The sequence below is a fragment of the Nocardioides sp. Root122 genome (genome assembly GCF_001425025.1).
In the GTDB taxonomy this organism is placed as follows: domain Bacteria; phylum Actinomycetota; class Actinomycetes; order Propionibacteriales; family Nocardioidaceae; genus Nocardioides.
Map to the genome: position 1 here is coordinate 202,276 of NZ_LMDE01000010.1, position 22,766 is coordinate 225,041.

21 protein-coding genes are annotated in these 22,766 nt (G+C 71.6%); 9 read left to right on the forward strand and 12 right to left on the reverse strand.

The window, feature by feature from the left end:
* Positions 1–168 precede the first annotated feature (168 nt).
* The 12 genes from ASC64_RS10120 to ASC64_RS22005 all read right to left on the reverse strand — a co-directional run bounded on the left by ASC64_RS10120 (position 169) and on the right by ASC64_RS22005 (position 9,314).
* The gene (locus ASC64_RS10120; RefSeq protein WP_056907423.1) at positions 169–1,137 is read right to left on the reverse strand and encodes a CPBP family intramembrane glutamic endopeptidase; all 969 of its coding nucleotides are present in this window, start codon (positions 1,135–1,137) and stop codon (positions 169–171) included.
* Positions 1,137–1,730, reverse strand: coding sequence for a GNAT family N-acetyltransferase (locus ASC64_RS10125; protein WP_056907424.1), 594 nt, complete (start codon positions 1,728–1,730; stop codon positions 1,137–1,139). The genes ASC64_RS10120 and ASC64_RS10125 overlap by 1 nt, the downstream gene beginning before the upstream one ends.
* A gap of 203 nt (positions 1,731–1,933) precedes the next feature.
* The gene (locus ASC64_RS10130) at positions 1,934–2,521 is read right to left on the reverse strand and encodes a YceI family protein (RefSeq protein WP_056907425.1); all 588 of its coding nucleotides are present in this window, start codon (positions 2,519–2,521) and stop codon (positions 1,934–1,936) included.
* 40 nt (positions 2,522–2,561) lie between these two features.
* On the reverse strand, positions 2,562–3,011 hold the full coding sequence (locus tag ASC64_RS10135) for an ester cyclase (RefSeq protein ID WP_056907426.1): 450 nt from the start codon (positions 3,009–3,011) through the stop codon (positions 2,562–2,564).
* The gene (locus ASC64_RS10140) at positions 3,008–3,883 is read right to left on the reverse strand and encodes a PhzF family phenazine biosynthesis protein (RefSeq protein ID WP_056907427.1); all 876 of its coding nucleotides are present in this window, start codon (positions 3,881–3,883) and stop codon (positions 3,008–3,010) included. The genes ASC64_RS10135 and ASC64_RS10140 overlap by 4 nt, the downstream gene beginning before the upstream one ends.
* Positions 3,880–4,680, reverse strand: a complete 801-nt coding sequence (locus ASC64_RS10145; protein WP_056907428.1) for a CPBP family intramembrane glutamic endopeptidase — start codon at positions 4,678–4,680, stop codon at positions 3,880–3,882. Before ASC64_RS10145 ends, ASC64_RS10140 begins: the two co-directional genes overlap by 4 nt.
* Before the next feature lie 10 nt (positions 4,681–4,690).
* Complete coding sequence (locus tag ASC64_RS10150; RefSeq protein ID WP_056907429.1) at positions 4,691–5,515, reverse strand: ABC transporter permease; 825 nt, start codon at positions 5,513–5,515, stop codon at positions 4,691–4,693.
* Positions 5,512–6,438 carry an ABC transporter ATP-binding protein gene (locus ASC64_RS10155; protein ID WP_056907871.1) on the reverse strand — a complete coding sequence of 309 codons (927 nt, stop codon included), beginning with the start codon at positions 6,436–6,438 and terminating at the stop codon, positions 5,512–5,514. Before ASC64_RS10155 ends, ASC64_RS10150 begins: the two co-directional genes overlap by 4 nt.
* 25 nt (positions 6,439–6,463) lie before the next feature.
* Positions 6,464–7,438 (reverse strand): EamA family transporter, encoded by a 975-nt coding sequence (locus ASC64_RS10160; RefSeq protein ID WP_056907430.1) that lies wholly within the window; start codon positions 7,436–7,438, stop codon positions 6,464–6,466.
* 97 nt (positions 7,439–7,535) lie between these two features.
* On the reverse strand, positions 7,536–8,507 hold the full coding sequence (locus ASC64_RS10165; RefSeq protein WP_056907431.1) for a zinc-binding dehydrogenase: 972 nt from the start codon (positions 8,505–8,507) through the stop codon (positions 7,536–7,538).
* Positions 8,508–8,775: 268 nt separating this feature from the next.
* Complete coding sequence (locus ASC64_RS10170; RefSeq protein ID WP_056907432.1) at positions 8,776–9,048, reverse strand: hypothetical protein; 273 nt, start codon at positions 9,046–9,048, stop codon at positions 8,776–8,778.
* Between the two features lie 101 nt (positions 9,049–9,149).
* A complete protein-coding gene (locus ASC64_RS22005; RefSeq protein WP_156385119.1) occupies positions 9,150–9,314 on the reverse strand; it encodes a hypothetical protein in 165 nt (54 codons plus the stop codon).
* Between the two features lie 265 nt (positions 9,315–9,579).
* Between ASC64_RS22005 and ASC64_RS10175 the strand changes: the two genes are divergently transcribed.
* From ASC64_RS10175 to ASC64_RS10215, 9 genes are all read left to right on the forward strand, one after another.
* The gene (locus ASC64_RS10175) at positions 9,580–9,789 is read left to right on the forward strand and encodes a heavy-metal-associated domain-containing protein (protein WP_056907433.1); all 210 of its coding nucleotides are present in this window, start codon (positions 9,580–9,582) and stop codon (positions 9,787–9,789) included.
* Between the two features lie 165 nt (positions 9,790–9,954).
* Positions 9,955–11,400 carry an MFS transporter gene (locus tag ASC64_RS10180; protein ID WP_056907434.1) on the forward strand — a complete coding sequence of 482 codons (1,446 nt, stop codon included), beginning with the start codon at positions 9,955–9,957 and terminating at the stop codon, positions 11,398–11,400.
* A 56-nt stretch (positions 11,401–11,456) separates the two neighbouring features.
* On the forward strand, positions 11,457–11,663 hold the full coding sequence (locus ASC64_RS10185) for a heavy-metal-associated domain-containing protein (protein ID WP_056907435.1): 207 nt from the start codon (positions 11,457–11,459) through the stop codon (positions 11,661–11,663).
* A 158-nt stretch (positions 11,664–11,821) separates the two neighbouring features.
* Positions 11,822–15,115 (forward strand): heavy metal translocating P-type ATPase, encoded by a 3,294-nt coding sequence (locus tag ASC64_RS10190; RefSeq protein WP_056907436.1) that lies wholly within the window; start codon positions 11,822–11,824, stop codon positions 15,113–15,115.
* 118 nt (positions 15,116–15,233) lie between these two features.
* Positions 15,234–18,425 carry an AfsR/SARP family transcriptional regulator gene (locus ASC64_RS10195; protein ID WP_056907437.1) on the forward strand — a complete coding sequence of 1,064 codons (3,192 nt, stop codon included), beginning with the start codon at positions 15,234–15,236 and terminating at the stop codon, positions 18,423–18,425.
* 109 nt (positions 18,426–18,534) lie between these two features.
* Complete coding sequence (locus ASC64_RS10200; protein ID WP_156385120.1) at positions 18,535–18,810, forward strand: hypothetical protein; 276 nt, start codon at positions 18,535–18,537, stop codon at positions 18,808–18,810.
* Positions 18,807–21,221 carry a heavy metal translocating P-type ATPase gene (locus ASC64_RS10205; protein ID WP_056907439.1) on the forward strand — a complete coding sequence of 805 codons (2,415 nt, stop codon included), beginning with the start codon at positions 18,807–18,809 and terminating at the stop codon, positions 21,219–21,221. The genes ASC64_RS10200 and ASC64_RS10205 overlap by 4 nt, the downstream gene beginning before the upstream one ends.
* Before the next feature lie 28 nt (positions 21,222–21,249).
* Positions 21,250–21,771, forward strand: coding sequence for a hypothetical protein (locus ASC64_RS10210; RefSeq protein ID WP_056907440.1), 522 nt, complete (start codon positions 21,250–21,252; stop codon positions 21,769–21,771).
* A gap of 118 nt (positions 21,772–21,889) precedes the next feature.
* On the forward strand, positions 21,890–22,531 hold the full coding sequence (locus tag ASC64_RS10215) for a DUF305 domain-containing protein (protein WP_056907441.1): 642 nt from the start codon (positions 21,890–21,892) through the stop codon (positions 22,529–22,531).
* Positions 22,532–22,766 lie beyond the last annotated feature (235 nt).

The window sequence follows — 22,766 nt, forward strand, 5'->3', positions numbered from 1 at the left end:
CCGAATCGTCACGATCCCCGTGGGGGTTCGTAGGAATCAATCTACGCGTCCGCGATGGGGCCGCACAGGGTCTTTGGACCTCGACTGCTCGGGACCCGCACGGGCCTCTGGGCCCCACGTGTCCACGCGCAGCTCGACGCGGCGAAGACACCCCCGCTCCGCCGCAGTTCAACGGCGGGCAGGGCCCCGATCGAGGTGTGGCTCAGATGTCGGCTCAGCGGTGCCCCGCCTCGAGCTTCGGGGGGCGGCGACCTCGGACGCGTCGAGCCGAAGGCGCTCGGTCATGCCCAGCCGTCCTCTGAGTGCAACCAGGATGAGTGCCGCGACCACGATCGCCGCTGCGAGCGCGGCCAAGGGCCGCGCCTGCCCGACCAGGAGATCGGCGGCGATTCCGTCCACATTGTTGGAGCGGTTGAAGGACGTGTGGGTCGCCGCAACGACGAGAATGCTGTTGCCGGCGCCGCGCATCACTCCGCCGAGCAGCACCCGGATGATGGTGCACAGCACCATGAGCACCGCGAGCTGCGGCACGAGCTCGGTGGGGCTGTCGATCTCTCGCGCCACCACGCGGATGGGGATGTGCACCAGCGCGAACGGCACGGCGGTGAGCACCGCCGCGACCAGGAGGCTGTGTGCGCGTTCGAGCCGGGTCTGGAGGAATCCCGCCCACGTCGTCTCCTCTGCGACGTTGATCAGCACGAGGCCCACCGCTGCGGCGCCGAGCTCGCTGAGCAAGGTCATGGGTGTCGGAGCGACCACGTGGTCTCCCAGCGCGACCGCCAGGCCGACCGTGGCTGCTGGCACGGCCGCCACACCTGTCAGCCACCACCGCCATCCGAGGCGCCAGCGGGTCATCCGCGCGGCCAGCGCCCTGACGCCAGCGGTTCCTTCGGCGAGGCGCGTGATGGAGAACGTCGTGGCGACGAGGACGAGCACCAGCACCAGGCTGGATGCCTCCTCCATGTCCCAGCCGATCAGCGAGGGGATGGACCTGCCCGGCAGGACGCCACGGTCCACCAGGATCATCAGGCCCAGGGCGGTGTAGGAGGCCACCAGGGCGGTGAGGCTGAAGACGATGGTCGCATGCTGCGCCATCCACGATGGGGCGGCCGTGGCGCGCACCTTGCTGCTGGTCATCAGGCGACCAGCTCAGGCGTCGTCCGGTGCCTCGCGGGCGCAGCGGCCATGGCGTCCTCTGCACGGAGTGAGAAGACGTACGTGTCACGCCAGCGGCTGCCGAGCCAGATGTGGTGCGGAATGGTCTGCTCGAGCCGCATCCCCAGCTTCTCCAGGACCCGGACGGATGCGGCGTTGGTGGTGTCGCACGTCGCATGCACGATGCGCAACCCGAGCTGGTCGAAGGCGAACCGGACCGCGAGTCGTGCGGCAGCGGTGGCGACACCACGTCCCCAAGCACGGGGGTGCACGGCGTAGCCGAGGTCGGCGATCCCTCGCCCCTGATCGGTGACCGTGAGCTCGACCAGGCCCACGGTGCGGTCGCGCGCGACGACGCTCAGGACGTGACGCACCTGCGGCAGCTCACTCGCAGCCCTGATCGCCGCGAGGACGTACTCGCGTGTCTCGACGGCCCGATTGGGTCCCCACATCTGGTACTGGGTCACGTCGGGTCGGCGGGCCCACTCATGGATGGTGGGCCAGTCGGACAGGTGCACCGGTCGAAGACGTACGGCGGCGTCCAGCGGGCAGTGCCGGGTCGTGGTGCGGGTCATGGCTGCTCCTTCGGTTGTTCTGTGGGTGCGACTGTCCGCGGGCGTTGTCGGGTCAGGCTTGGGGTCTTCGTGGTGGCCGCGGCGTGCCGGGGGTACCTCGCGCTCGTTCATGACGGGGGCAGAAGTCATGGCGGTCCTCGGGTCGCGTGAGGAGGGGCTTGCGGTGCGAGGCGTCGAGGTCGACGCCTCGCACCCGTCGTTGGTCACTGGGAGGCGAGGACCGTCTCGAGCTCGATCTCGATCCGGACGTCCTTGGACACGAGGAGGCCGCCTGCCTCCAGCGCCATGTTCCAGGTGATGCCGAAGTCCTCGCGGTTGACCGCCGTGCGCGCGGAGAAGATGGCGCGGTCGCCACCCCACGGGTCGCTGACGTGGCCCTCGAAGGAGACGGTGAGGGGGACGCGGCGGGTGACGCCGTGGATGGTCAGGTCACCGTGGACGGTGCCGGAGGTACCGCTCCACTCGACGCTCCGGCTGACGAAGGTCGCCGTGGGGTGGCGCTCGACGTCGAACAGGTCTGCGGACCGGATGTGGTCGTCCCGGTCGCTGGACCCGGACTCCACGCTTGCCATGCCGATCGTCACCTCGACGGACGAGTCGGCCATCTGCGGAGCGATGACGACGCGGCCCGTCACGTCGGTGAAGCGGCCGCGGACCTTCGTGACCATGAAGTGGCGGCCCACGAAGGCGAGGTCGGTGTGTCCGGGGTCGATCTCCCAGACGCCCGCGGCCGGCAGCACGTGGCCGTCGATGGAGCGGGTGGGGGACTGCTGGACCTGGTCGTGCGTCATGGTTGTTCTCCTGTCGGTGATGGGTGGGTGTAGCGGGAACTCAGCGCTGGAGCTGATCGCCGAGGCGGTCGAGCTGGATCCAGTACTCCTGGATGCGTCCGTGGGCGACGTGGTAGACGGCGGAGCCTGCCTCGCGCAGCGGGCGCCCGGGGGCGTCTGGGCCGCCGGTGGTCAGGCGTCCGTGCTGGAGCCAGCGGACGAAGACGTGGTCCTGCTCGACGAGCAGCTCGTCGACCTCGAACCGGAACGGGCCGTGGTCCTCGAGCATGTCCCGCACGTGGGCGGCGTACTCACGCGGTGTGCGCACCACGGTCTCGTCGCGCTCGGCGAGGTGCTGGTGGGCCGGGACGGACGTGCCCATCAGCTGTTCGGCGGCCGCGGCGTCGCCTGTGACGCGCACCCGCGAGAGGAACTCGGTGACGGTGCGGGCGGCCGGAGGCATGCCGGGCCAGGTGTGCGGCCGGCCGGGGAGGACGGTGAAGGTCCTCATGGCAGGTCCTGGTCGTCGTACGGCGTCAGGCCGAGGCGTCGTGCCGTTCCGGTGACCTCGACCGTGTCCGTGTCGCTCCTCAGGTCGACGAGGAGCCGGCTCGGCGCGCCCATCTGGCGACCCTGCAGCACGACGACCCTCGACGGGAGGTCGACCAGGGCGAGGTGGCGGAGGTAGCCGCCGAAGGCCGCGGCGGCAGCTCCGGTCGCGGGGTCCTCGCGGACGCCGCCCGGCGGGAAGGCGTTGCGGGCGTGGAAGAGGTGGCGGTCCTCGGCCCAGAAGACGTGCACCGTCGTCCAGCCTTCGCGAGCCATCAGCCCCTCGAGCGCGCCGTAGTCGTAGTCGAGCGCATCGAGCACGGATCGGTCCCGAACGCCCACCATCAGGTGTGTGTTGCCCGCGAACGCGACGTGCACCGGGTAGGTGGGGTCGAGGTCGTCGGAGCCCAGGCGTAGGGCGCCCATGGCCTCGTCCGTCGGTTGCCCAGCGGGACGGGTCCAGGTCGGCGGCGACGTCAGCGTGGCGGTCACCTCCACGCCGTCACGGCGCGTGGAGACCGGCACGACGCCGACGTTCGTCTCCAGGGTGAGCGGCCCCGCGCCATACCTCTCCGCGATGGCCACTGCGGACGCGATCGTGGCGTGGCCGCAGAAGTCGACCTCGGCCTGCGGGCTGAAGTACCGCACCCGCCTTCGCGACGGGTCGGATCCTGACGTGGGGCTGAGGAAGGCGGTCTCCGAGTAGCCGATGGCCTTCGCGATCGCGAGCATCTGAGGGTCGCTCAGGGACGCGGCGCCCAGGACGACGCCGGCAGGGTTGCCTCCCGCACCGTCCTCGGGGAACGCGGCGTAGCGCAGGACCTCGACGGTCATCGGAGCCCCTCCGTCCCCGTGTCGCTGCGACGGAGCGCCGGCGCGAGCAGGACCATCAGGCCGAAGCCGAGCGTGACGACGTACCTGATCCAGTCGTGGCTCGCGTCGACGAGGTCCGAGGTCGCGTTGAACGTCGCGTGCAGTACGGCGATCGCCAGGATGCTGCCGCTGCCCCACACGTCGAGGGCTCCGACAAGGAGCCGCATGCCGACACCGGCGGCCACCATGACGGCGAGGTTGCGGCCGAGATCCGCCGCGTCGTCGACGCCGTAGAGCGCGAGGGGCAGGTGGATCGCCACGAACAACGCCGCGGTGATCAGGGCCCCGCGCACGAAGCCGAATGCACGGGCTGCGGTGCGCTGGACGAAGCCCGCCCACACCATCTCCTCCCAGAGGTTGACGATGATGAGGCTGGACAGGACGTTGACGGTCAGGTCCACCAGGAGCTCCGTGGTGAGCGGCTCGCCACCGCCGGTCAGGGACGCCCCGAGCCGGGTGCCGACCGGGACGAGCAGCGCGGCCGGGACGAGCCAGGCGACGGGGCGGGGCAGGCGCACGCAGTCGCGCAAGAGGCTGCGGACGGTGGTGTGCTGCCCGCGACGTGTCAGCAGCAACGCGACCGGCACCATGCCGAGGAAGAGCGTCGCGAGGACGAAGGGGGCGACCGGCCAGCCGGTGAGGAGGGGGACGCTGAGGAAGGCCCACCCCGCGGGGAGTGCGACGGCCGAGAACCTCAGCAGGGACTGGCCGGGACGCGGAGTGGTCCGGTCGGTGAGGGGTGAGCGGGTCGAGGTCATGGCGGCGGCCTCACGCGTCTTGCCGACGGACGGTCACGGTCGCCAGCGCCAGGCCGGCCGCGATCCAGCCGACCCAGACGAGAGCCGCGACCGGTGGGGCCAGCCCGGGGCCGGTCTGGTCGACACGCATCATCGCGGAGCCGACTTCTGAGGCCAGCAGCGGCAGCACGGCGTCCGCCGCCGGCCCTGGGAGCAGCGACACGAGCATCGGTAGCACGAACATCAGGCCGAGCAGCGCGAACGCGGCACCGACGGCGGACCTCAGGATCCATCCCAGTGCCTGGCCGAGCAGGCCCCAGCCGACGGCGTACAGGGACATGGCGACAGCGGCCCACCACGTGCCCGGCTCGGCCCAGGTCAGGGGGGAGCCGATGCGCCCGAGGATCACTCGTGACACCTCGAGGGCGACGGCGGCGCCGACGAGGACGAGCGGGAGGACCAGCCCCGAGAACGCCACGGCCTTCCCGCGGACCACCAGGCCCCGTCTCGGGACGGCCCAGAAGGTGGTCCGTACGAGTGCGGTGGGGAACTCCGAGGTGACGCTGAGGACTCCGAGCACCCCCAGGAGCAACGCCGCGGTGACTCCGCCGTTGAGTGCTACGGACGTGGCGGCCCCGAGGTCGGTGATGGGTTGGGCGCCCTGGGGTGCGATCACCTGCCCGAGCGCCTGGACGGGTCCCAGGACGAGCAGGAACAGAGCGGCCGTGGTGAGCAGGACGATGTGGGAGCGAATGGTCCTGAGCTTGACGGTCTCGCTCCTGGTGACCCGCCCGATCGAGGGGCCTTGGATGTGTCGGGTGGGCGTCGGGGCCGGGGTGAGCATCGAGTCGCTCATCGGGTCACCGTCCTCTCGGTGGTGTGGTCAGCGCGGTAGTCGGTGGCGTCGTGCGTGAGCTCGAGGAAGGCGTCCTCGAGGGAGCGGCGCTCGGTGACGAGCTCATGCACCTCGAGCCGGTGGTCGAGCGTGAGGCGGGCGATCTGTGCGGGCTCGAGGTCCGACACGTGGAGCGCGGAGTCGCCGGCGGGCTCCACGGTTGCTCCAGCGTCCGTGAGCACCCGTGCGAGGCGCGCCGGTTCCGGGCCTCGGACGCGGACGACGCACGCCTGGCCGCCCAGCAGCCGCTGGGTCGGTACGTCGGCGACGAGCCGCCCCCTGCCGACGACGACGAGGTGGTCAGCCGTCTGCGCCATCTCGCCCATGAGGTGGGAGGAGACGAAGACCGTGCGGCCCTCGTCGGCCAGCCGCCGCAGGAGCGACCGGACCCAGATGATCCCGTCAGGGTCGAGCCCGTTCATCGGTTCGTCCAGCACGATGATCCCGGGATCGCCGATGAGCGCGGCGGCGATCCCCAGCCGCTGGCGCATGCCGAGGGAGAACGCTCCGACTCGACGTCGCGCCTGGTCGGTGAGGCCGACCAGGTCGAGCACCTGGTGCACCCGGACGCGCCCCTCACCGATGGTCTCGGCGATCGCGGTCAGGTGAGCCTGCGCCGTACGACGGGGGTGGACCTGCCCGGCGTCGAGCATGGCACCGACGGCCCGAACAGGGGAGGGAAGGTCGACGAACGACCGACCATCGACGCGCGCGGTGCCGCCGGTCGGGCGGTCCAGGCCGAGGATCATCCGCATGGTGGTGGACTTGCCGGCGCCGTTGGGTCCGAGGAACCCGGTGACGAGGCCGGGACGGACGGTGAAGCTGATGTCGTCGACGGCAAGCGTGCTGCCGAAGCGCTTGGTGAGGTGCTCGATCTCGATCATCACGGGGACTCGTTTCTCAAAGGGGTCACGCGGCGCGGGTCGCGGGCGTGGCGGCAGGGACGTGCGCGGCGGCCGCGTGGCCGTCGTCGCCCGCGCAGGGGAGGGGGGGCACGCGGTCACGGGTGGCGCGCCGACGGTTCACGAGGGCCGGCTGACCCAGCAGCACACCCGCTGCGATGAGGGACATGCCCACGATGGTCACCGCACCGAACGGCTCTCCCGAGACGACGATCCCGAGTGACGTGGCGACGACGGGGTTGAGCAGGCCGATCAGCGACACGGTCCCTGCGGTGAGGCGCGCCAAGCCGCGGAACCAGCACGCGTAGGCGAGGACCGTGCCGACCCCTGCGAGCCAGAGGAGCCCGCCGACTGCGGAGAGGTCGAGTGCGGGCGGCGGTCCTTCGACGACCAGGGTGAGCGGCACGAGTGCGACCCCGCCGACGACGAGCTGCCAGCTGACGAGAGTCAGGGTGTCGACAGGGGCTGGCCATCGTCGGACCAGGACGAAGCCGAGTGCAGAGCTGAGGACCGAACCACCGGCGGCCAGCAGCCCGAGGGTGTCGATAGAGGAGGTGGATCGCAGGACGAGCAACCCGACTCCGACCAGCCCCACGATTCCACCGAGCACGCGGAGTCGGCCCGGGATCTCCCGCAGGACGAGCCACGCGAGAGCCATGACCACCAGAGGGGATGCGGCCTGGACGGTGGACGCGACGCCGCCGGGAAGCCGGTAGGCGGACAGGAAGAGCAGCGGGAAGAACGCTGCGAAGTTCAGCAGTCCGAGGACCAGGGCACGCCACCACCACCGGCCGTGCGGGAGCTGTCGGGACACGGCCAGCAGGATGAGCCCGGCCGGGAGGGCGCGGGTGACGGCTGCGAAGAGCGGACGTCCGTCGGGCAGGAGGTGCGCCGTGACGACGTACGTCGTCCCCCACGCGACGGGAGCGACCGCCGTGGTGATCGCGGCGCCCCACGAGCCGGGGCTGCTGGAGGTGGTCATGGTGGCTTCCTGTCTGGTCAGTCGGTCTCGGGGCCCAGGGCGTGCGGGCGCAACGGGTGGTCAGGTGGTCCCGGGTGTGTGGTGTGCGTGCCGTGCATCAGGCGCGGACGTCCAGGACGACCTTGCCGACGCGGTCGGCCGCATCGAGGCGCGCGTAGGCGGCGTCGATGTCGGTGAGCGGGTGGACGCTGTCCACGCGGGGCGCCCAGCGGTGGGTCGTCACCTGGGCGAGCAGCGACGCGAAGTCCTGGGGACTGCCCATCGAGGAGCCGAGGACGTCCAGCTGCTTCCAGTAGACCGACTGGACGTCGAGGGTCGCGACGGCTGCGGCCATCTTGCCCACCACCACGAGCCGCCCGGCGGGCCGGAGGTTCTCGACGAACGGGCCCCACAGGTTGCCGGTCGGGTCCAGCGCCAGGTCGGCGCGGCCGCCCGTGGCGGCCCGGAGCTGCGCGACGACGTCGCCGGCCGTGCGGTCGACCGTCACGGCAGCGCCGAGCTCGAGAGCCTCGTCGGACTTGGCGCGCGAGGCGGTGACGGCCACGACCCGGGCGCCGGCCGCGGCGGCGATCTGGACGGCTGCCGTGCCGACGCCCGACGAAGCGGCCCCCACCAGCACGGTCTCGCCCTCCGTGAGGCGACCGCGGCTGACGAGCGCCCGCCACGCCGTGAGGCCGGCCATGGGCAGCGCTGCTGCCTCCTCCCAGCTGAGGTGCTGGGGCTTGGGGTGCAGGTTGGCGGCCGGGACCGCGACGTACTCGGCGTGGGTGCCGTGGGTGGGGGAGCCGAGGATCTCGTACTCGGAGGACGGGACGCGCTCGTCCCGCCCCCAGTGCAGCGAGGGCGAGATGACGACCTGGTCACCGACGGACCAGCCGGCAGAAGGGGGGACATCGGCGCCGAGCTCGTGGATGACTCCCGCGCCGTCCGAGCCGAAGACGGCGCCAGGGGCCTCGGAGGTCCGTTGGTCCAGCATCATGGCGTCGAGACGGTTGAGGCTGGCGCGCTCCAGGCGTACGACGGCCCAGTCGTCCCTGGCGTGGGGGCGGGGCACGTCCGTGACACGCACGGGTGGTTCGTTCGGCTCGGTGCCGACTACTGCGGCTCTCATCGGGTCTCCTCGGGGATCACGGCTGCTGTGCGGTCGACGGGTGCGGCCACGTCAGGACGGGAAGGTGGGGCGCCTGCGCCCGCACCGGGGGCAGTGGCCGTGGCGGACGGTGTCGAGCTCCTGTCCGCACCAGCAGGCCGGAGCGGATCCGGGGGTCCTGCTCGCGGTCCGGGGCCGGGTCGTCGAGGTCATCGCGCGCATCGGTCTCGCCTTCTCTCGGTCTGGCTCAGCGCATGGAGTCGGTCAGCCAGCCCTGGCGGTACCAGCGGGTGACGGACGGGTTCCGGTGTGCGGCCCGGTCGGAGGCGACCTCGTAGCCGGCCCCGGTGAGCGCGCGGGTGATGAGCGGCAGGAGTCCTCCTCCGCCACGGACGACGACGTCTCCGGTGCTGCCTGCCGTTGCGTCGGTGACGCCGCCCAGCCGGCGGAGGCGCGACTCGAGTCGGCGGGCTCGGGCCGCGTCGGACGAGCCGTTGATCTGGAGGTGGTACGTGGTCATGGCCGTGCTCCTTCGGGCTGAGGTGGTGGGTCGTGGTTCGGGGTGCGTGCTCTCGCACCGGCGCCCGGGCCGTACTCCTGAGGCCTCCAGGCCGGTCGCGCTCACGACGCCGACCGGACGACGACCGTCTGGTACTGGCCGTCCTTGTACGTCAGCAGCCGGAGCGGCTGTCCGGAGAAGTCGCCGGCGTAGTAGCCGTTGTGCTGTCGGCGGGGACGGGCGTGGTAGGTCCCGGTCTCTTCCTCGATGGTGATTGATGAAGCCATGTCGTCCACTTCCTTCGTGTGATCCGAGAAACGTCGTGGTGTCTGGGACGACCTTGCGACCGCGGGCTTGCGCCTCTCTGTCCGAGCGCTGTCCGCGCAGCGGACCAGGCGACAGCGGGCACGTGGGCTGCATCCAGCAGTGCCGTCCGGCCGGGGGGAGCCCTGCTCGATCGCTGTCCGCACGGACAGCGAGTGGACAGCGCCCGAGCGCACGCTCGGCTCACCACGACAGGACTGATGCCTCGGGAAGTGAGCTGGCAACGAGATGGACGAGATGGAGCTGACCGTGAGCGGCATGTCGTGCCGCCGCTGCGTACGTGAGGTCACCGCGCGACTGCGCGACGTGACCGGCGTCGAGCGGGTGGTGGCCGATCCCGTGCACTCGACCGTCCACCTCGTCGGCTCCATGACCCACGCCGACGTGCTCGCAGCCTTCGAGGGGACGACCTACCGGCCGGTCGTGCGAAGGGCCTGACCTTCCCGCGGGGCCAGCACCGTGACCGCGACAGCGGCGGGACAGCACCGGGACAGGACCCGCCGGCAACCTTCGCACCGAACGTCACCTGCACGGCACCCCTGCCGGGGATCGCACCGCGGGGGCACGCCATCCATTCGACCCACTTCACAGAAGGGCATCAGCATGTCTTCCACCCACACGCCCGCGGGGGCCCCGAGCAGCCGACGCTGGCTGGCTCTGGGGCTCATCGCCGCGGCCCAGTTCATGGTCATCATGGACACCTCGATCATCGGGGTCGCGCTGCCCGAGATGCAGCGCGACCTCGGCTTCAGCCCCGAAGGCCTCACCTGGGTGTTCAACGCCTACGTCGTCGCCTTCGGTGGCCTCCTGCTCCTCGGCGGGCGCCTGTCGGACCTGTTCGGCGCCCGCCGCGTCTTCGGCGCCGGGTGGGCGATCCTGGCCGCCGGCTCCCTGGTGGCGGGCCTCGCCGCCGACCCGACCACCGAGCTGGTCGGCCGCGCCGTCCAGGGCGCCGGCTCGGCGCTGATCGCGCCGGCCGCGCTCACGCTGCTGTTCACGATCTTCGGTGCGAGCCCGGGCGAGCTGACCAAGGCCCTGGCCCTGTACGGCGCCGCGGCTCCTGCCGGCGGCACCGCGGGTGTCTTCCTCGGCGGGGTGCTCACCGAGTACGCCAGCTGGCCGTGGGTCTTCTTCATCAACCTGCCACTTGCCGCGGTCGTCCTGGCCACGATGCGTGGGGTGATGCCGCAGGGCGCGACCCGGCCCGGATCGCTCGACGTGGCCGGCGCCGTCACCGTGACTGGCGGCCTGGCGTCGCTGGTGTTCGGGGTGGTGACTGCCCCGCAGTCCGGCTGGACCTCGCCGGTGACGCTCCTGTCGGGAGCAGCGGGCATCGCCCTGCTGGGCGTCTTCGTCCTGCTGCAGGCCAAGCGGCGTGAACCGCTCATGCGGTTGGGCATCTTCCGTGCGCCCAACCTCGCAGCAGCGAACTTCGCCCAGTTCATGCTGGGCGCCGCCTGGATCCCGATGTTCTTCTTCGTCAACCTCTACCTGCAGCAGGTCCTCGGCCTGGGTGCCTTCGCCTCCGGCGCCGCGCTGCTGCCCCTGACGATCACGATCATGGTCGGGATGATCGCGGTGGCACCGCGCCTGATCGGCCGGTTCGGTCCGCAGACCATGACGGTCGCCGGGCTCGCGGTCCTCGCGATCGGTCTCGTCTGGTTGTCGTTCATCGGGCCCGACGGCAGCTTCGTCTCCGACATCCTGCCCGCGTCGCTCGTGACGGCTGCTGGCATGGCGATGGCGTTCATCCCGTCGCTCGGCCTGGCGCTGTCCTCGGCCGCGCCCGAGGAGGGTGGTCTGGCGTCCGGCATCGTGAGCACGAACTACCAGGTCGGGTCTGCCCTCGGGCTCGCGGCCATGACGGCCCTGGCCTCGGCGTTCGGCGCCGACCGCGTCGGTGACGCGGCCGCACAGACGGACGGCTTCTCCGCCGGCCTGCTCGGCGCTGCAGCGATCGCGGCCGCAGGTGCTCTCGTCGCGAGGGCTTGGCTGCGGTCCGCCTCACCCGCGACCACCGAGACCGACGAGCAGCCCGCGACGGTCTGACGGTCCCACCACGTCCGGCCCCGACGGCCGGCGCCACCTAGAGAAGGAGAACCACCATGAGCACCACCGAGACCTACGACGTCGTCGGCATGACGTGCGACCACTGCGTTCGCTCCGTGACCGAGGAGGTCAGCGCTCTGCAGGGCGTGTCCGCGGTCGACGTCGACCTCGCCTCGGGAAAGGTCCACGTGACCACACGCGAGCCGGTCACCACCGAGCAGGTGCGTGAGGCAGTGGCGGAGGCCGGCTACCAGCTGGTCTGACGAGCCGCCGCGCTCCGGAGGCGGAGCCCCCTGCCCCTCCGGAGCGCGGCTTTCCAGTGCCCGCCGCCCGCCGACCCACAGGACAACCGCTGGACAGGGGGACGACAACCCCGCCGCTGAACCTCGGAGCACCACTCCTCCCACCACCTGGAGCACCCATGACCACCACCCACGCCACGACACCCGCAGACGCGGGCCGACGCCCGGCCGCGAGCCCTCAGCCGAACGAGGCCTACGAGACCTGCACGCTGGACATCGGCGGGATGACCTGTGCCTCCTGCGTACGCCGGATCGAGAAGTCGCTCCTGAAGCTCGACGGCGTGGCCGAGGCCAAGGTCAACCTCGCCACCGAGGTCGCATCAGTCAGGTTCGCCCCCGGCGCGATCGACGTGGCTGGCCTGACCGCCGCTGTCACCAAGGCCGGGTACACCGCCACGCCTCGGCACACCGGGAAGCAGCCGGCCACACCCGAGCAGCGTGGTGGCGACGTCGAGGCTGCGGAGGAGCGGGACCGCGCGCTGAACCGCCTGAAGCGCAAGTGGCAGGTGGCACTGACCACCGGGCTCGGGCTGATGGGCCTGATGTACGTGCCGCTCTACATCGACACCATGGACTGGCTGATGCCGGCGATCTTCGTCGTCGCCACCGTGGTGCAGTTCTGGGCGGGCCGCGACCTGTACGCGTCGGCGTGGGCGGCAGCCAGGCACCGCACCACGAACATGACCACCCTGGTGGCGCTCGGAACGGGCGTGGCCTACGGCTACAGCACCTTCGTGACGCTCTGGCCGGGACTGGCCGAGAGCTGGGGCCTCCCGCTCCACGTCTACTACGAGACCTCGCTGATCATCGTCGCGCTCGTGCTCGCGGGGAAGTGGATGGAGGCGCGCGCCAAGAAGCGCACGGCCGAGGCCGTCTCCGCGCTGATGGGCCTGGCCCCCAAGACCGCCCGCGTCGTGCGGGGCGACGTCGAGGTCGACCTCCCCGTCGAGGAGGTGGTCGTGGGTGACGTCGTACGCATCCGGCCCGGGGAGAAGGTCCCGGTGGACGGCGTCGTCACCAGCGGCACCACCACGGTGGACGAGTCGATGCTGACCGGTGAGAGCCTTCCCGTCGACAAGTCCACGGGCGACGCGATGATCGGCGCCACGATCAACACCACCGGGTCCGTGCTGATCCGCACCACCGCCGTCGGTGAGGACACCGCCCTGGCCCAGATCATCCGCCTGGTCGAGGACGCCCAGGGCAGCAAGGTCCCGCTCCAGCGGCTCGCCGACCAGGTGTCATCGGTGTTCGTGCCGACCGTCATCCTCGGCGCCGCCCTCACCTTCGTCCTGTGGGCCGTCTTCGGCCCGGAGACCGAGAACCTGACGATGGCCATCAGCACCACCATCGCCGTGCTGATCATCGCCTGCCCGTGCGCGCTCGGCCTGGCCACGCCGACCGCGATCATGGTCGGCACCGGCCGTGCCGCCGAGCTCGGCATCCTCATCTCCAACGGCGAGGCGCTCGAGCAGGCGCGCCGGCTGACCGCTGTCGTGCTCGACAAGACCGGCACCATCACCCACGGACGTCCCGCCCTCACCGGGATCACCACCCGCGGGGGGTGGAGCGAGGCCGAGGTGCTCGGTCTGGTGGCGTCCGCCGAGGCCGGCAGCGAGCACCCTCTGGCACAGGCGATCGTCGACCGCGCCCGTGACACCGGGACGGAGCTCGCCGAGGTGACGTCGTTCGACGCCGTCCCGGGGCACGGCATCGACGCCGTCGTCGAGGGACGTCGGGTCCGCGTCGGCAACCTGGCACTGATGGGGCTGGCCGGCACGGACGTCGCCGAGCTGGAGGAGGTCGCGGCCCGCGCCGCCGAGCGCGGTGAGACGCCGATGTACGTCGCCGTCGACGACGAGGCCGCGGCGGTCATCAGCGTCGCCGACACCGTGAAGCCCGAGTCCGCCGAGGCGATCGCCCAGCTCGAGGCACTCGGCCTCGAGGTGTGGATGATCACCGGGGACAACGCGGCCACCGCGCAGGCGGTCGCCGCTCAGGTCGGAGTCCGCCACGTCATGGCAGAGGTGCTGCCGGCCGACAAGGCCGCGCAGGTGGCCCGGCTGCAGGCCGAGGGGCACGTCGTCGCGATGGCCGGCGACGGCATCAACGACGCCGGCGCCCTCGCCCAGGCCGAGGTCGGGATCGCGATCGGCACCGGTGCCGATGTCGCCATCGCCGCCTCGGACATCACCCTGATCGGCGGCGACCTGCGCAGCATCGTCTCGGCCATCGCCCTCTCGCGGCGCACCGTGACCACCATGCGCCAGGGACTCGTCTGGGCGTTCGGCTACAACGTGCTCCTCATCCCGGTCGCGGCCGGTGCGTTGTACGCCTGGGACGGACTGTTGCTCGACCCGGTGCTGGCCTCCGCCGCGATGGTGATGAGCTCGGTCAGCGTGCTGAGCAACGCACTCCGGCTCCGACGCTTCCGCCGGCCCGGCTCGGTGGCCGAGATCCTGTCGCCGCCGCTGCGCCACCGTGTCGGCCAGTACGCCTACCTCGCCGGGGTCGCGACGGTGGCCCTGGCGATCGGCGGTGGGCTGACCGCGGTCAGTCGGATGGACTTCGCCGAGCGCGGCATGAACGGCACCCTCGCCTGGATGCAGGGCACCGGCATGCCGATGCGGCCGGCCATGAGCACCATGATGACCGCCGAGGTCCCGCCCACCGAGGCCATCGAAGCCGGTCTCTCCGTGCAGCTGCAGGTTCCCAGCGACGTCCGCGCCGGCGTGCCGACCACGGTCACGGCGTCCGTCGTCGACGCGACCACGGGGGAGCCCGTCACCGACGTGACCCGCAGTCACGAGGCGTGGATGCACCTGATCGCGACGAGGGACGACCTGGGCACCTTCGCCCACGTCCACCCCGAGCCGACGGGCCGTCCTGGTGAGCTGGACGTCGAGCTCACGTTCCCGACGCCGGGCCGCTACGTGGTCAACACGGAGTTCCGGCAGCGTGGGGAGATGGCCGACGTCCACCAGCGCCAGGTCGTGACCGTCGGTGGGGCCGCTCCTGCTCCCGAGCCGCTCGTGGTCTCTGAGCGCGTCGTCGAGGTCGACGGCGTACGGGTGGAGCTCGAGGGCGAGCCCGAGGTGGGCGAGCGGAACGACCTGCACTTCTCGTTCACCGACGCGCGCACCGGCCGCCCGGTCGACGACCTCCGGCCGTTCCTCGCGGCAGCGGGCCACGTGGTGGTGATGCGCGGTGACGCGCTCACCTTCGCCCACGAGCACGCCGAGGTCGAGGACGAGGACGGACGTCCGGTGTTCGCCGTGCCCGGTCAGGAGTTCGGACCCGAGCTCGACGTCCACGCCGAGTTCGAGTCCCCGGGCCTCTACCGGATGTGGGGCCAGTTCCGCCTCGCCGACGGCGACGTGGTGACCGTGCCCTTCACCGTCGAGGCATCCTGACCGTCAGGTCGGAGGCGGGCCCAGCGACCGCGACCACCCTCCGCGCCATCCGGGGCCCCGCCGCGATTGCGAGCACGGCGGGCGAGCGGGACCATGAGCACGTCACGATGGGAGGGACATGGCTCAGGCGCAGTTCCGGTTGCTCGGGCCGATGGGCATGACCGTCGACGGCCAGGCGGCCAAGCTTCCGGGGGCTGCTGAGCGCGCGCTCATGGCGCAGCTCCTGCTGGCGCCCGGGCGGACGGTCCCGGCCACCCTCCTGGTCGATCGGCTGTGGTCGGAATCCACGTTGCCGGTCGACCCCATGAACGCCCTGCAGATCCGGGTCTCCAAGCTGCGCCGCGCGCTCAAGGCGGTCGGCCTGGAGGACGTCGTCGCACGTGAGGGCGTGGGATACCGGGCGGACGTGGACCCGGCCCAGGTCGACGCTCACGTGTTCGAGCAGCAGCTCCGTGAGGCACGGGCGTGCAACGCGACCGGCGCTCCGGACAGGCACACCTCAGAGCAGCTCGCGCGCTACGACGACGCCCTGTCGCTCTGGTCCGGCGACCCCCTGAGCGACTTCTCGACCGAGCAGTGGGCGATCGCCGAGGCGGCGCGCCTGTCCGAGCTGAAGATCGCGGCGATGACCGAGAGGGCCCAGGTGGCGCTGGCCCTCGGGCGGCACGCCGAGGTCGTCGCCCAGCTCGAGCCCGTCGTGGCTTCGGACCCGACGCTGGAGGCGGTGGCGGGCCTGCTGATGGTCGCGTTGTACCGCAGTGGGCGGCAGGCGGACGCGCTGGAGGTCTTCGCCCGCACCCGGGACGAGCTCGACGAGGAGCTGGGGCTCGAGCCGTCGCTGTCGCTCCGCTCCCTCCACGAGCGGGTGCTGCGGCAGGAGCCGTCCCTGGGCGGCCCCACCGACCTGGCACCGCCGGCACCGGTCGTCGTACCGACCCAGCGGCCGCGCTCGACCGAGGCGGCTCGGGCCACCAACCTCCCGACCGTCGTCCGGCCGTTGATCGGTCGAGATGCCCAGCTCGACGCCCTCGCCGGGCTGGTGGGGGAGACCCGGCTCCTGTCGCTCATCGGCCCGGGAGGGGCCGGCAAGACCAGCCTCGCGCTGGCCACCACGGCACGCGTGGCCGGCGACTTCGAGGACGGCGCGTTCGGGGTCCGTCTCGCGGCGATCAACGATCCCGACCAGGTGCCGATGGCCGTGGCGGACGCGCTGGGAGTGCCGATGGACGGCGCGGCGGGCGACCGTGACGTCCGGCAGCGGGTCATCAACTTCCTGGGCCACAAGCAGCTCCTGCTGATGGTCGACAACTGCGAGCACGTCGTCGATGCGGTCGCGTCGTTCGTCGACGACGTCCTGGGCCGCTGCCCGCACGTCACCGTGATGGCCACCAGCCGGGAGGCTCTCGCGGTGCCCGACGAGGTGCAGGTCTCCGTCGGGCCCCTCGAGACCCCGGCGGACGACGTCCTTCCCGGCCGGGTGCTCGACTTCCCAGCGGCCCAGCTCTTCGTGGAGCGGGCCCGGGCAGTGCGTCCCGGGTCGGTCTTCGACGAGAGGGACCTGGCGGCGATCGGACGGATCTGCCGATCGCTGGACGGGATCCCCCTCGCGATCGAGCTGGCTGCCGCGCGGACGTCGGCGCTGTCACCCGCCGACATCGCCGGTCGGCTGGACCAGCGCTTCACGCTCCTGACCTCCGGCACCCGGACCGCCGAGGCGCGCCAGCAGACGCTGCGAGCGACGGTCGACTGGAGCTACGACCTCCTGGGAGAGGCCGAGCAGAAGGTCTTCGAGCGCCTGTCCGTCTTCCAGGGAGGGTGGACCCTCCACGCAGCCGAGGAGATCGTCTCCGACCCTGCGATGGGGTCCGGCGAGGTGCTCGACGTCGTCGGCCGGCTGATCGAGCGGTCGATGGTGGTCGTCGAGCCCGGTCCCACCACCCGCTACCGGATGCTGGAGACGATCCGGCACTACGCCGCCGAGCGGCTCGTCGCCCGCGGCGGGACCGACGACCTGGCTCGCCGACATGCCGAGCACTTCCGCGACCTGGCCATGGACTCGGAGATGTCGCTGCGGGGCCACGGTCAGCGCTCGACCCTCGACGCGCTGCGCGCCGACCAGCCCAACATCCGTGCCGCCCTGTCCTGGCTCGGAGGCCCCGGCGGCGATCCGGACGCGGCGCTGTCGATGGCGGGTTCGTTGGGCCTGTTCTGGCACCTGGGTCGGCACATGGAGGGCCGGGAAGTCCTCGGCCGGCTCCTCGCCGCCCATGACGGCAGCCCATCGGCTCGAGCGAGCGCCCTGCAGGCGGTCTCGCTCGTCGAACGCCCCCGCGCGTGCCTCGTGCACCCCAGCCCGCGCTGTGAGGAGACGGCACGTGAGAGCCTCCTGCTGTTCGACGAGCTCGGTGAGCCATCCCGTGCAGCTCTGTCTCGTGTGCTGCTCGCAGTCCAGTGGGTGACCGGCGCCGAGCCCGCGCAGCGCGAACGACTGCTGAGCGAGGCGGAGGCCCAGTTCGACGAGGACGGCGACCCATGGGGGAGCGCGGTGATCGGCTTCGTCCGCATGGAGACGGCCCTCAAGACCGGCGACGAGGCCGGCGCCGTGCCCCTCGGGCGGGCAACGGCCTCCTCCTTCCGCCGCCTCGACGACCCGTGGGGACTCTCCGCCGTGCTCTACCACCTGGGCTGGGGACTGCGTCAGTTCGGCCGCTACGAGGAGAGCGCCCGCGTCCTGGAGGAGGCCATCGACGTCGCGGCCAACGCCGGACTGTGGAACACCGTGCAGTGGGCGCTCGCCGACCTCGGGGTCGGACAGCTGCACCTGGGCAACGTCGCCGCTGCGAGCGACCTCTTCGACCGCGCTGCCGCCGCCTCACGGCAGGTCGGCGACGGGGCGGGGGAGGTGCTCGCGACGTACGGCCGGGCGCTGGTCGCCCAGGTGCACGAGGACTGGCCGACAGCACGGGACGCGTACGACGCGGCGATGGCCGGGTTCGCGGTCCTGGGGACGCCGGTGCCTGAGGGGTTGTCCCTGGCCGGCCTCGCACGCTGCGACGAGGCCGACGGCGACCTGGACAACGCGGTCCTCCGGTTCGAGCAGTCGTTGGCTGTCGGCCGGGCGGTCGGTGAGCCGGGGCTCGTCGCCACCTCGCTCGAGAGCCTGGCACGCCTGAGGTCGGCGGGGGGCGAGCAGGACGAGGCGAGGCGGCTGCTCGTGGAGGCGGCCGACGTCCGTGCATCGGCGGCCCGGCCCGCGCCGCCGCACGAGCGTCGTGACCTGGCGGCATTGCTGTCCCTCATGGCGTCCTGAAGACATCAGCGCCCACGGCGACAGGAAGCGGACAGCAGCGCGACAGCAACCCTGTCCATCGTGACGGGAACGGCGCCACCCAGCGTCCACCCGAGCGCGAGGAGCCGACATGGACGGCGTACGACGCCCTGACACCGCACCGGTGGTGATCGACGCCCGGGATGCGTTCGACGACCCGAGATGGGGGCGCCGCAACAACCGCGACGCGGGTCGGAACATCGCGGACCTCGTCGACGCGTTCGGCAACGCCCGCCTTCCCGTGGTGTTCGTCCAGCATGCGGCCACCCTCGTGGCCACGCAGGACGTGGTCGACTTGCTTCAGGCGACCGAGGCCGGCGTCGGTCGGGATCCAGCCATACCCCCCGGGGGTACACTGTGGACATGACCAGCGACCCGCGCCCGGACATGACCACCACGCACCAGGTCAACGACCCGGTGTGTGGGATGAGCGTCGACCCTCGTGCCACCGAGCACACGGTCGACCACCACGGTGAGCAGTTCTCCTTCTGCTCGGCCGGCTGCAAGGACACGTTCGTCGCCAACCCCGACCAGTACGCGGGTCGGCGGTCGCACGATGCCGGTCACGACCACGGTCACGCCGAGCACCATGCGCACGGCAGCCAGGTTGGAGGAGAGCCGCCCACGCCGGGTGAGGGCGAGGTCGTCGAGTACACCTGCCCGATGCATCCTGAGATCCGCAGGCCGGGGCCCGGGTCGTGCCCGATCTGCGGGATGGCGCTCGAGCCGGTGATGGTCACCGTCGACTCCGGTCCGTCGCCGGAGCTGCGAGACATGACCCGCAGGTTCTGGTTCGGCGTGGCGCTGTCCATCCCGGTCGTCATCCTCGGCATGGGCCGCGACCTCGTCCCGTGGCTCCACGACAACGTCACCGCCACGGAGTCGGCCTGGACCCAGCTCGTGCTCGCCACACCGGTCGTGCTGTGGGCCGGCTGGCCGTTCTTCACCCGCGGCTGGGCCTCCGTCCGGACGATGAAGCTGAACATGTTCACGCTCATCGCGATGGGCACCGGCGTCGCGTGGCTGTTCTCCGTCGTCGCGACGGTGGCGCCGGGCATCTTCCCGGAGGCGTTCCGCATGGACGGCGCGGTGGACGTGTACTTCGAGGCCGCTGCCGTCATCACGACCCTCGTCCTGCTGGGTCAGGTCCTCGAGCTCCGCGCGCGCGAGGCGACGTCGGGTGCCATCAAGGCGCTCCTCGACCTCTCCCCGAAGACGGCCCGCCGCGTCCGGGACGACGGCACCGACGAGGAGGTCACCCTCGACCAGGTGCAGCTGGGTGACCTGCTCCGTGTCCGCCCCGGCGAGAAGGTCCCCGTCGACGGTCTCGTCGAGGCCGGCAGGTCCGCCGTCGACGAGTCCCTGGTCACCGGCGAGTCGATGCCGGTCACCAAGGCGGTGGGTGACAACGCCATCGGCGGCACCCTCAACCAGACCGGTGCGCTCCTCATCCGAGCCGACGCGGTGGGTCGCGACACGATGCTGTCGCGCATCGTGCAGATGGTCGCCGAGGCCCAACGCTCCCGCGCACCCATCCAGCGCACCGTCGACCGCGTGTCGGCCGTGTTCGTGCCCACTGTCATCGGCATCGCCGTGCTCGCGTTCGCGGTCTGGGCGCTCGTCGGCCCCGACCCGAGGCTCACCCACGCGCTCGTGGTCGCGGTCAGCGTCCTCATCATCGCCTGCCCGTGTGCCCTCGGTCTGGCCACACCGATGTCCATCATGGTCGGGGTCGGTCGCGGGGCTCAGATGGGTGTCCTCATCAAGAACGCCGAAGCGTTGGAGCGGATGGAGAAGGTCGACACCGTCGTCGTCGACAAGACCGGCACACTGACCGAAGGCAAGCCCGCTGTGACCGCCGTCGAGCTGGCCGACGGGTACACCGGGCACACCGAGACGGAGCTCCTGAGGCTCGCGGCCGCGGTCGAGAACGCCTCCGAGCACCCGCTCGCCCGCGCCATCGTCGACAAGGCTCAGGCCGCCGAGTCCACGGGCGTGACGAGGCTGCCGGAGGTGGCTGACTTCGACGCACCCGCCGGCAAGGGCGTCCTGGGCACCGTCGAGGGACACCAGGTCCTCATCGGCACCGCCGGTTTCCTCACGTCCCGGGACGTCGACCCGGCCAGCCTGTCCGAGTCCGCGGACCGGCTGCGACGCACCGGGGCCACCGCCGTACTTGTCGCGGTCGACGGCACCCCGGCTGGTGTCATCGGTGTCGCCGACCAGGTCAAGGAGACCACCCCGGCCGCGCTGGCGGCGCTGCGCAAGGAGGGCATCGAGGTCATCATGCTCACCGGCGACAACGTGGTCACCGCCTCCGCGGTCGCTGGCGACCTGGGCATCGACCGCGTCGAGGCCGAGGTGCTGCCCGACCACAAGGCCGACGTCGTCAACAAGCTGCGCGCCGAGGGCCGCGTCGTCGCGTTCGCCGGGGACGGCGTCAACGACGCTCCCGCGCTCGCGGCCGCCGACGTCGGCTTGGCGATGGGCACCGGCACCGACGTGGCGATGGAGTCGGCCGGGGTGACCCTGCTGCGAGGCGACCTGAACGGCATCGCCCACGCACGTCAGCTCTCCCACGCCGTGATGCAGAACGTTCGCATCGGGTTGTGGCTCGCCTTCGGCTACAACTCCGCGGGCATCCCGATCGCGGCTGGTGTGCTGTACCCCGTGTTCGGGTGGTTGCTGTCGCCGGTCATCGCCGCGGCGGCGATGGCGCTGTCGTCGGTGAGTGTGATCGTCAACGCGCTGCGACTGCGGACCCAGAGGCTTGCGTGACACCAGCCGCTCCGTACCATCAGAAGCGATGAAGCCCGTGCTTCCCACCGCCGTCACCCGCAGGCAGCTGCGGGTGTCGACGGCTGCGCGGCCCTCCAGCCGTGTGGGACTGGCCGCGCTCGTTGCCGCGCTGGTCGTCGGCATCCTCGGCATGCACGCCCTGCCCAGCCACGGCGCCCCCGCCGCGACCACCGACAGGACCGCGAGCGCCGCGCACACCAGCTCGATGATCGCGATGAGCCCGATGAGCGGCATGCCATCGGGCCACGACACCGCGATGGAAGTGGGGGACTCCCACGAGGGTCACACCACTGCCGCCAGCACCGCCGGCGGTGGCGGCTCGGGGCGCGACATGGTGAGCACCGTCATGCTGTGCGTCGTCATGCTCGCCGCCGCCGCGCTCACGCTGCTCGTGGTCCTCGCCGCCGGCGTCCTCCGGCTGCTGCTGCCGGCCGCGTTCAAGCCCGCTGCCGTGCGCGAACGGGCGTTGCAGCGGGTGCGCGGAACCGGCCCGCCCCACGAGTGGCAGTTCTCCGTCATCAGGTGCTGACAGGCCCGGCGACCACCCGCCACCGCTGAGCCTGAACTGCACGTCCGGCTCGGCGTTCCAGTCGGGTGTCGCGCCCCTGCCTGCCCGAACACGCCACCTGACCTTCCAGGAGAACCTCATGCACAGCAAGACCACGACCCGTACGCGCGCCCTCGGCGCCCTCGCGTTGACCCTCGCCCTCGGCGTCGGCCTCACTGCCTGTGGCGACGACAGCTCGGATGCGGCCACCAAGGCCGAGGTCAGCACGACCGAGCACAACGATGCCGACGTCACCTTCGCCAGCGACATGATCACCCACCACGCGCAGGCGCTCTCGATGGTCGACCTGACCCTGGACCGTGACCTCGACCCGGAGGTCCAGGCTCTCGCCGAGGACATCCGGGAGGCCCAGGGTCCCGAGATCGAGACGATGGCGGACTGGCTCACCACGTGGGGCGAGGACGTGCCGGCGACGATGCGCGACCACGTCAACGGCGGCCACGACATGGACGACATGTCCGACAACATGGACGACATGGGTCACGACGACATGCCGGGCATGATGACGGCCGACGACTTCGATGAACTGGAGAACTCCTCCGACGCCGAGTTCCAGGACATGTGGTTGGACATGATGATCGAGCACCACGAGGGCGCGGTCGAGATGGCGCAGACCGAGCAGTCGGACGGCCAGTTCAAGGACGCTGTCGAGCTGGCCGGCCAGGTCATCACGACCCAGACGGCCGAGATCGCGACCATGGAGGAGCTCCTCGGCTCCTGACCGTCCCGAGAGGGGTGGTCAGGAAGAGACCGATGGTCGACGGGCACTCGCTGCTCCCGCCGGACGCCGCCTGGCCAGCCGCGGATCCGCGGGCAGCGCTTCCGGCGCGGATCAGCGTTCCGTGGCGGAGTCCCGGGACCACCTGGGGTAGGGGGAGCCGTCCGGCCCTGTTGCCAGGGTGCCCGCCGCGCTTGGCTGGAAGTGGTCAGACGCCCGCGTGGGTCGGACGGACCGG

What these genes read in the sequence shown, in the direction of transcription:
- ASC64_RS10120 (WP_056907423.1), bottom strand. Translation starts at nt 1,137, where the DNA reads ATGACCAGCAGCAAGGTGCGCGCCACGGCCGCCCCATCGTGGATGGCG.
- ASC64_RS10125 (WP_056907424.1), bottom strand. Translation starts at nt 1,730, where the DNA reads ATGACCCGCACCACGACCCGGCACTGCCCGCTGGACGCCGCCGTACGT.
- ASC64_RS10130 (WP_056907425.1), bottom strand. Translation starts at nt 2,521, where the DNA reads ATGACGCACGACCAGGTCCAGCAGTCCCCCACCCGCTCCATCGACGGC.
- ASC64_RS10135 (WP_056907426.1), bottom strand. Translation starts at nt 3,011, where the DNA reads ATGAGGACCTTCACCGTCCTCCCCGGCCGGCCGCACACCTGGCCCGGC.
- ASC64_RS10140 (WP_056907427.1), bottom strand. Translation starts at nt 3,883, where the DNA reads ATGACCGTCGAGGTCCTGCGCTACGCCGCGTTCCCCGAGGACGGTGCG.
- ASC64_RS10145 (WP_056907428.1), bottom strand. Translation starts at nt 4,680, where the DNA reads ATGACCTCGACCCGCTCACCCCTCACCGACCGGACCACTCCGCGTCCC.
- ASC64_RS10150 (WP_056907429.1), bottom strand. Translation starts at nt 5,515, where the DNA reads ATGAGCGACTCGATGCTCACCCCGGCCCCGACGCCCACCCGACACATC.
- ASC64_RS10155 (WP_056907871.1), bottom strand. Translation starts at nt 6,438, where the DNA reads ATGATCGAGATCGAGCACCTCACCAAGCGCTTCGGCAGCACGCTTGCC.
- ASC64_RS10160 (WP_056907430.1), bottom strand. Translation starts at nt 7,438, where the DNA reads ATGACCACCTCCAGCAGCCCCGGCTCGTGGGGCGCCGCGATCACCACG.
- ASC64_RS10170 (WP_056907432.1), bottom strand. Translation starts at nt 9,048, where the DNA reads ATGACCACGTACCACCTCCAGATCAACGGCTCGTCCGACGCGGCCCGA.
- ASC64_RS22005 (WP_156385119.1), bottom strand. Translation starts at nt 9,314, where the DNA reads ATGGCTTCATCAATCACCATCGAGGAAGAGACCGGGACCTACCACGCC.
- ASC64_RS10175 (WP_056907433.1), top strand. Translation starts at nt 9,580, where the DNA reads ATGGACGAGATGGAGCTGACCGTGAGCGGCATGTCGTGCCGCCGCTGC.
- ASC64_RS10180 (WP_056907434.1), top strand. Translation starts at nt 9,955, where the DNA reads ATGTCTTCCACCCACACGCCCGCGGGGGCCCCGAGCAGCCGACGCTGG.
- ASC64_RS10185 (WP_056907435.1), top strand. Translation starts at nt 11,457, where the DNA reads ATGAGCACCACCGAGACCTACGACGTCGTCGGCATGACGTGCGACCAC.
- ASC64_RS10190 (WP_056907436.1), top strand. Translation starts at nt 11,822, where the DNA reads ATGACCACCACCCACGCCACGACACCCGCAGACGCGGGCCGACGCCCG.
- ASC64_RS10195 (WP_056907437.1), top strand. Translation starts at nt 15,234, where the DNA reads ATGGCTCAGGCGCAGTTCCGGTTGCTCGGGCCGATGGGCATGACCGTC.
- ASC64_RS10200 (WP_156385120.1), top strand. Translation starts at nt 18,535, where the DNA reads ATGGACGGCGTACGACGCCCTGACACCGCACCGGTGGTGATCGACGCC.
- ASC64_RS10205 (WP_056907439.1), top strand. Translation starts at nt 18,807, where the DNA reads ATGACCAGCGACCCGCGCCCGGACATGACCACCACGCACCAGGTCAAC.
- ASC64_RS10210 (WP_056907440.1), top strand. Translation starts at nt 21,250, where the DNA reads ATGAAGCCCGTGCTTCCCACCGCCGTCACCCGCAGGCAGCTGCGGGTG.
- ASC64_RS10215 (WP_056907441.1), top strand. Translation starts at nt 21,890, where the DNA reads ATGCACAGCAAGACCACGACCCGTACGCGCGCCCTCGGCGCCCTCGCG.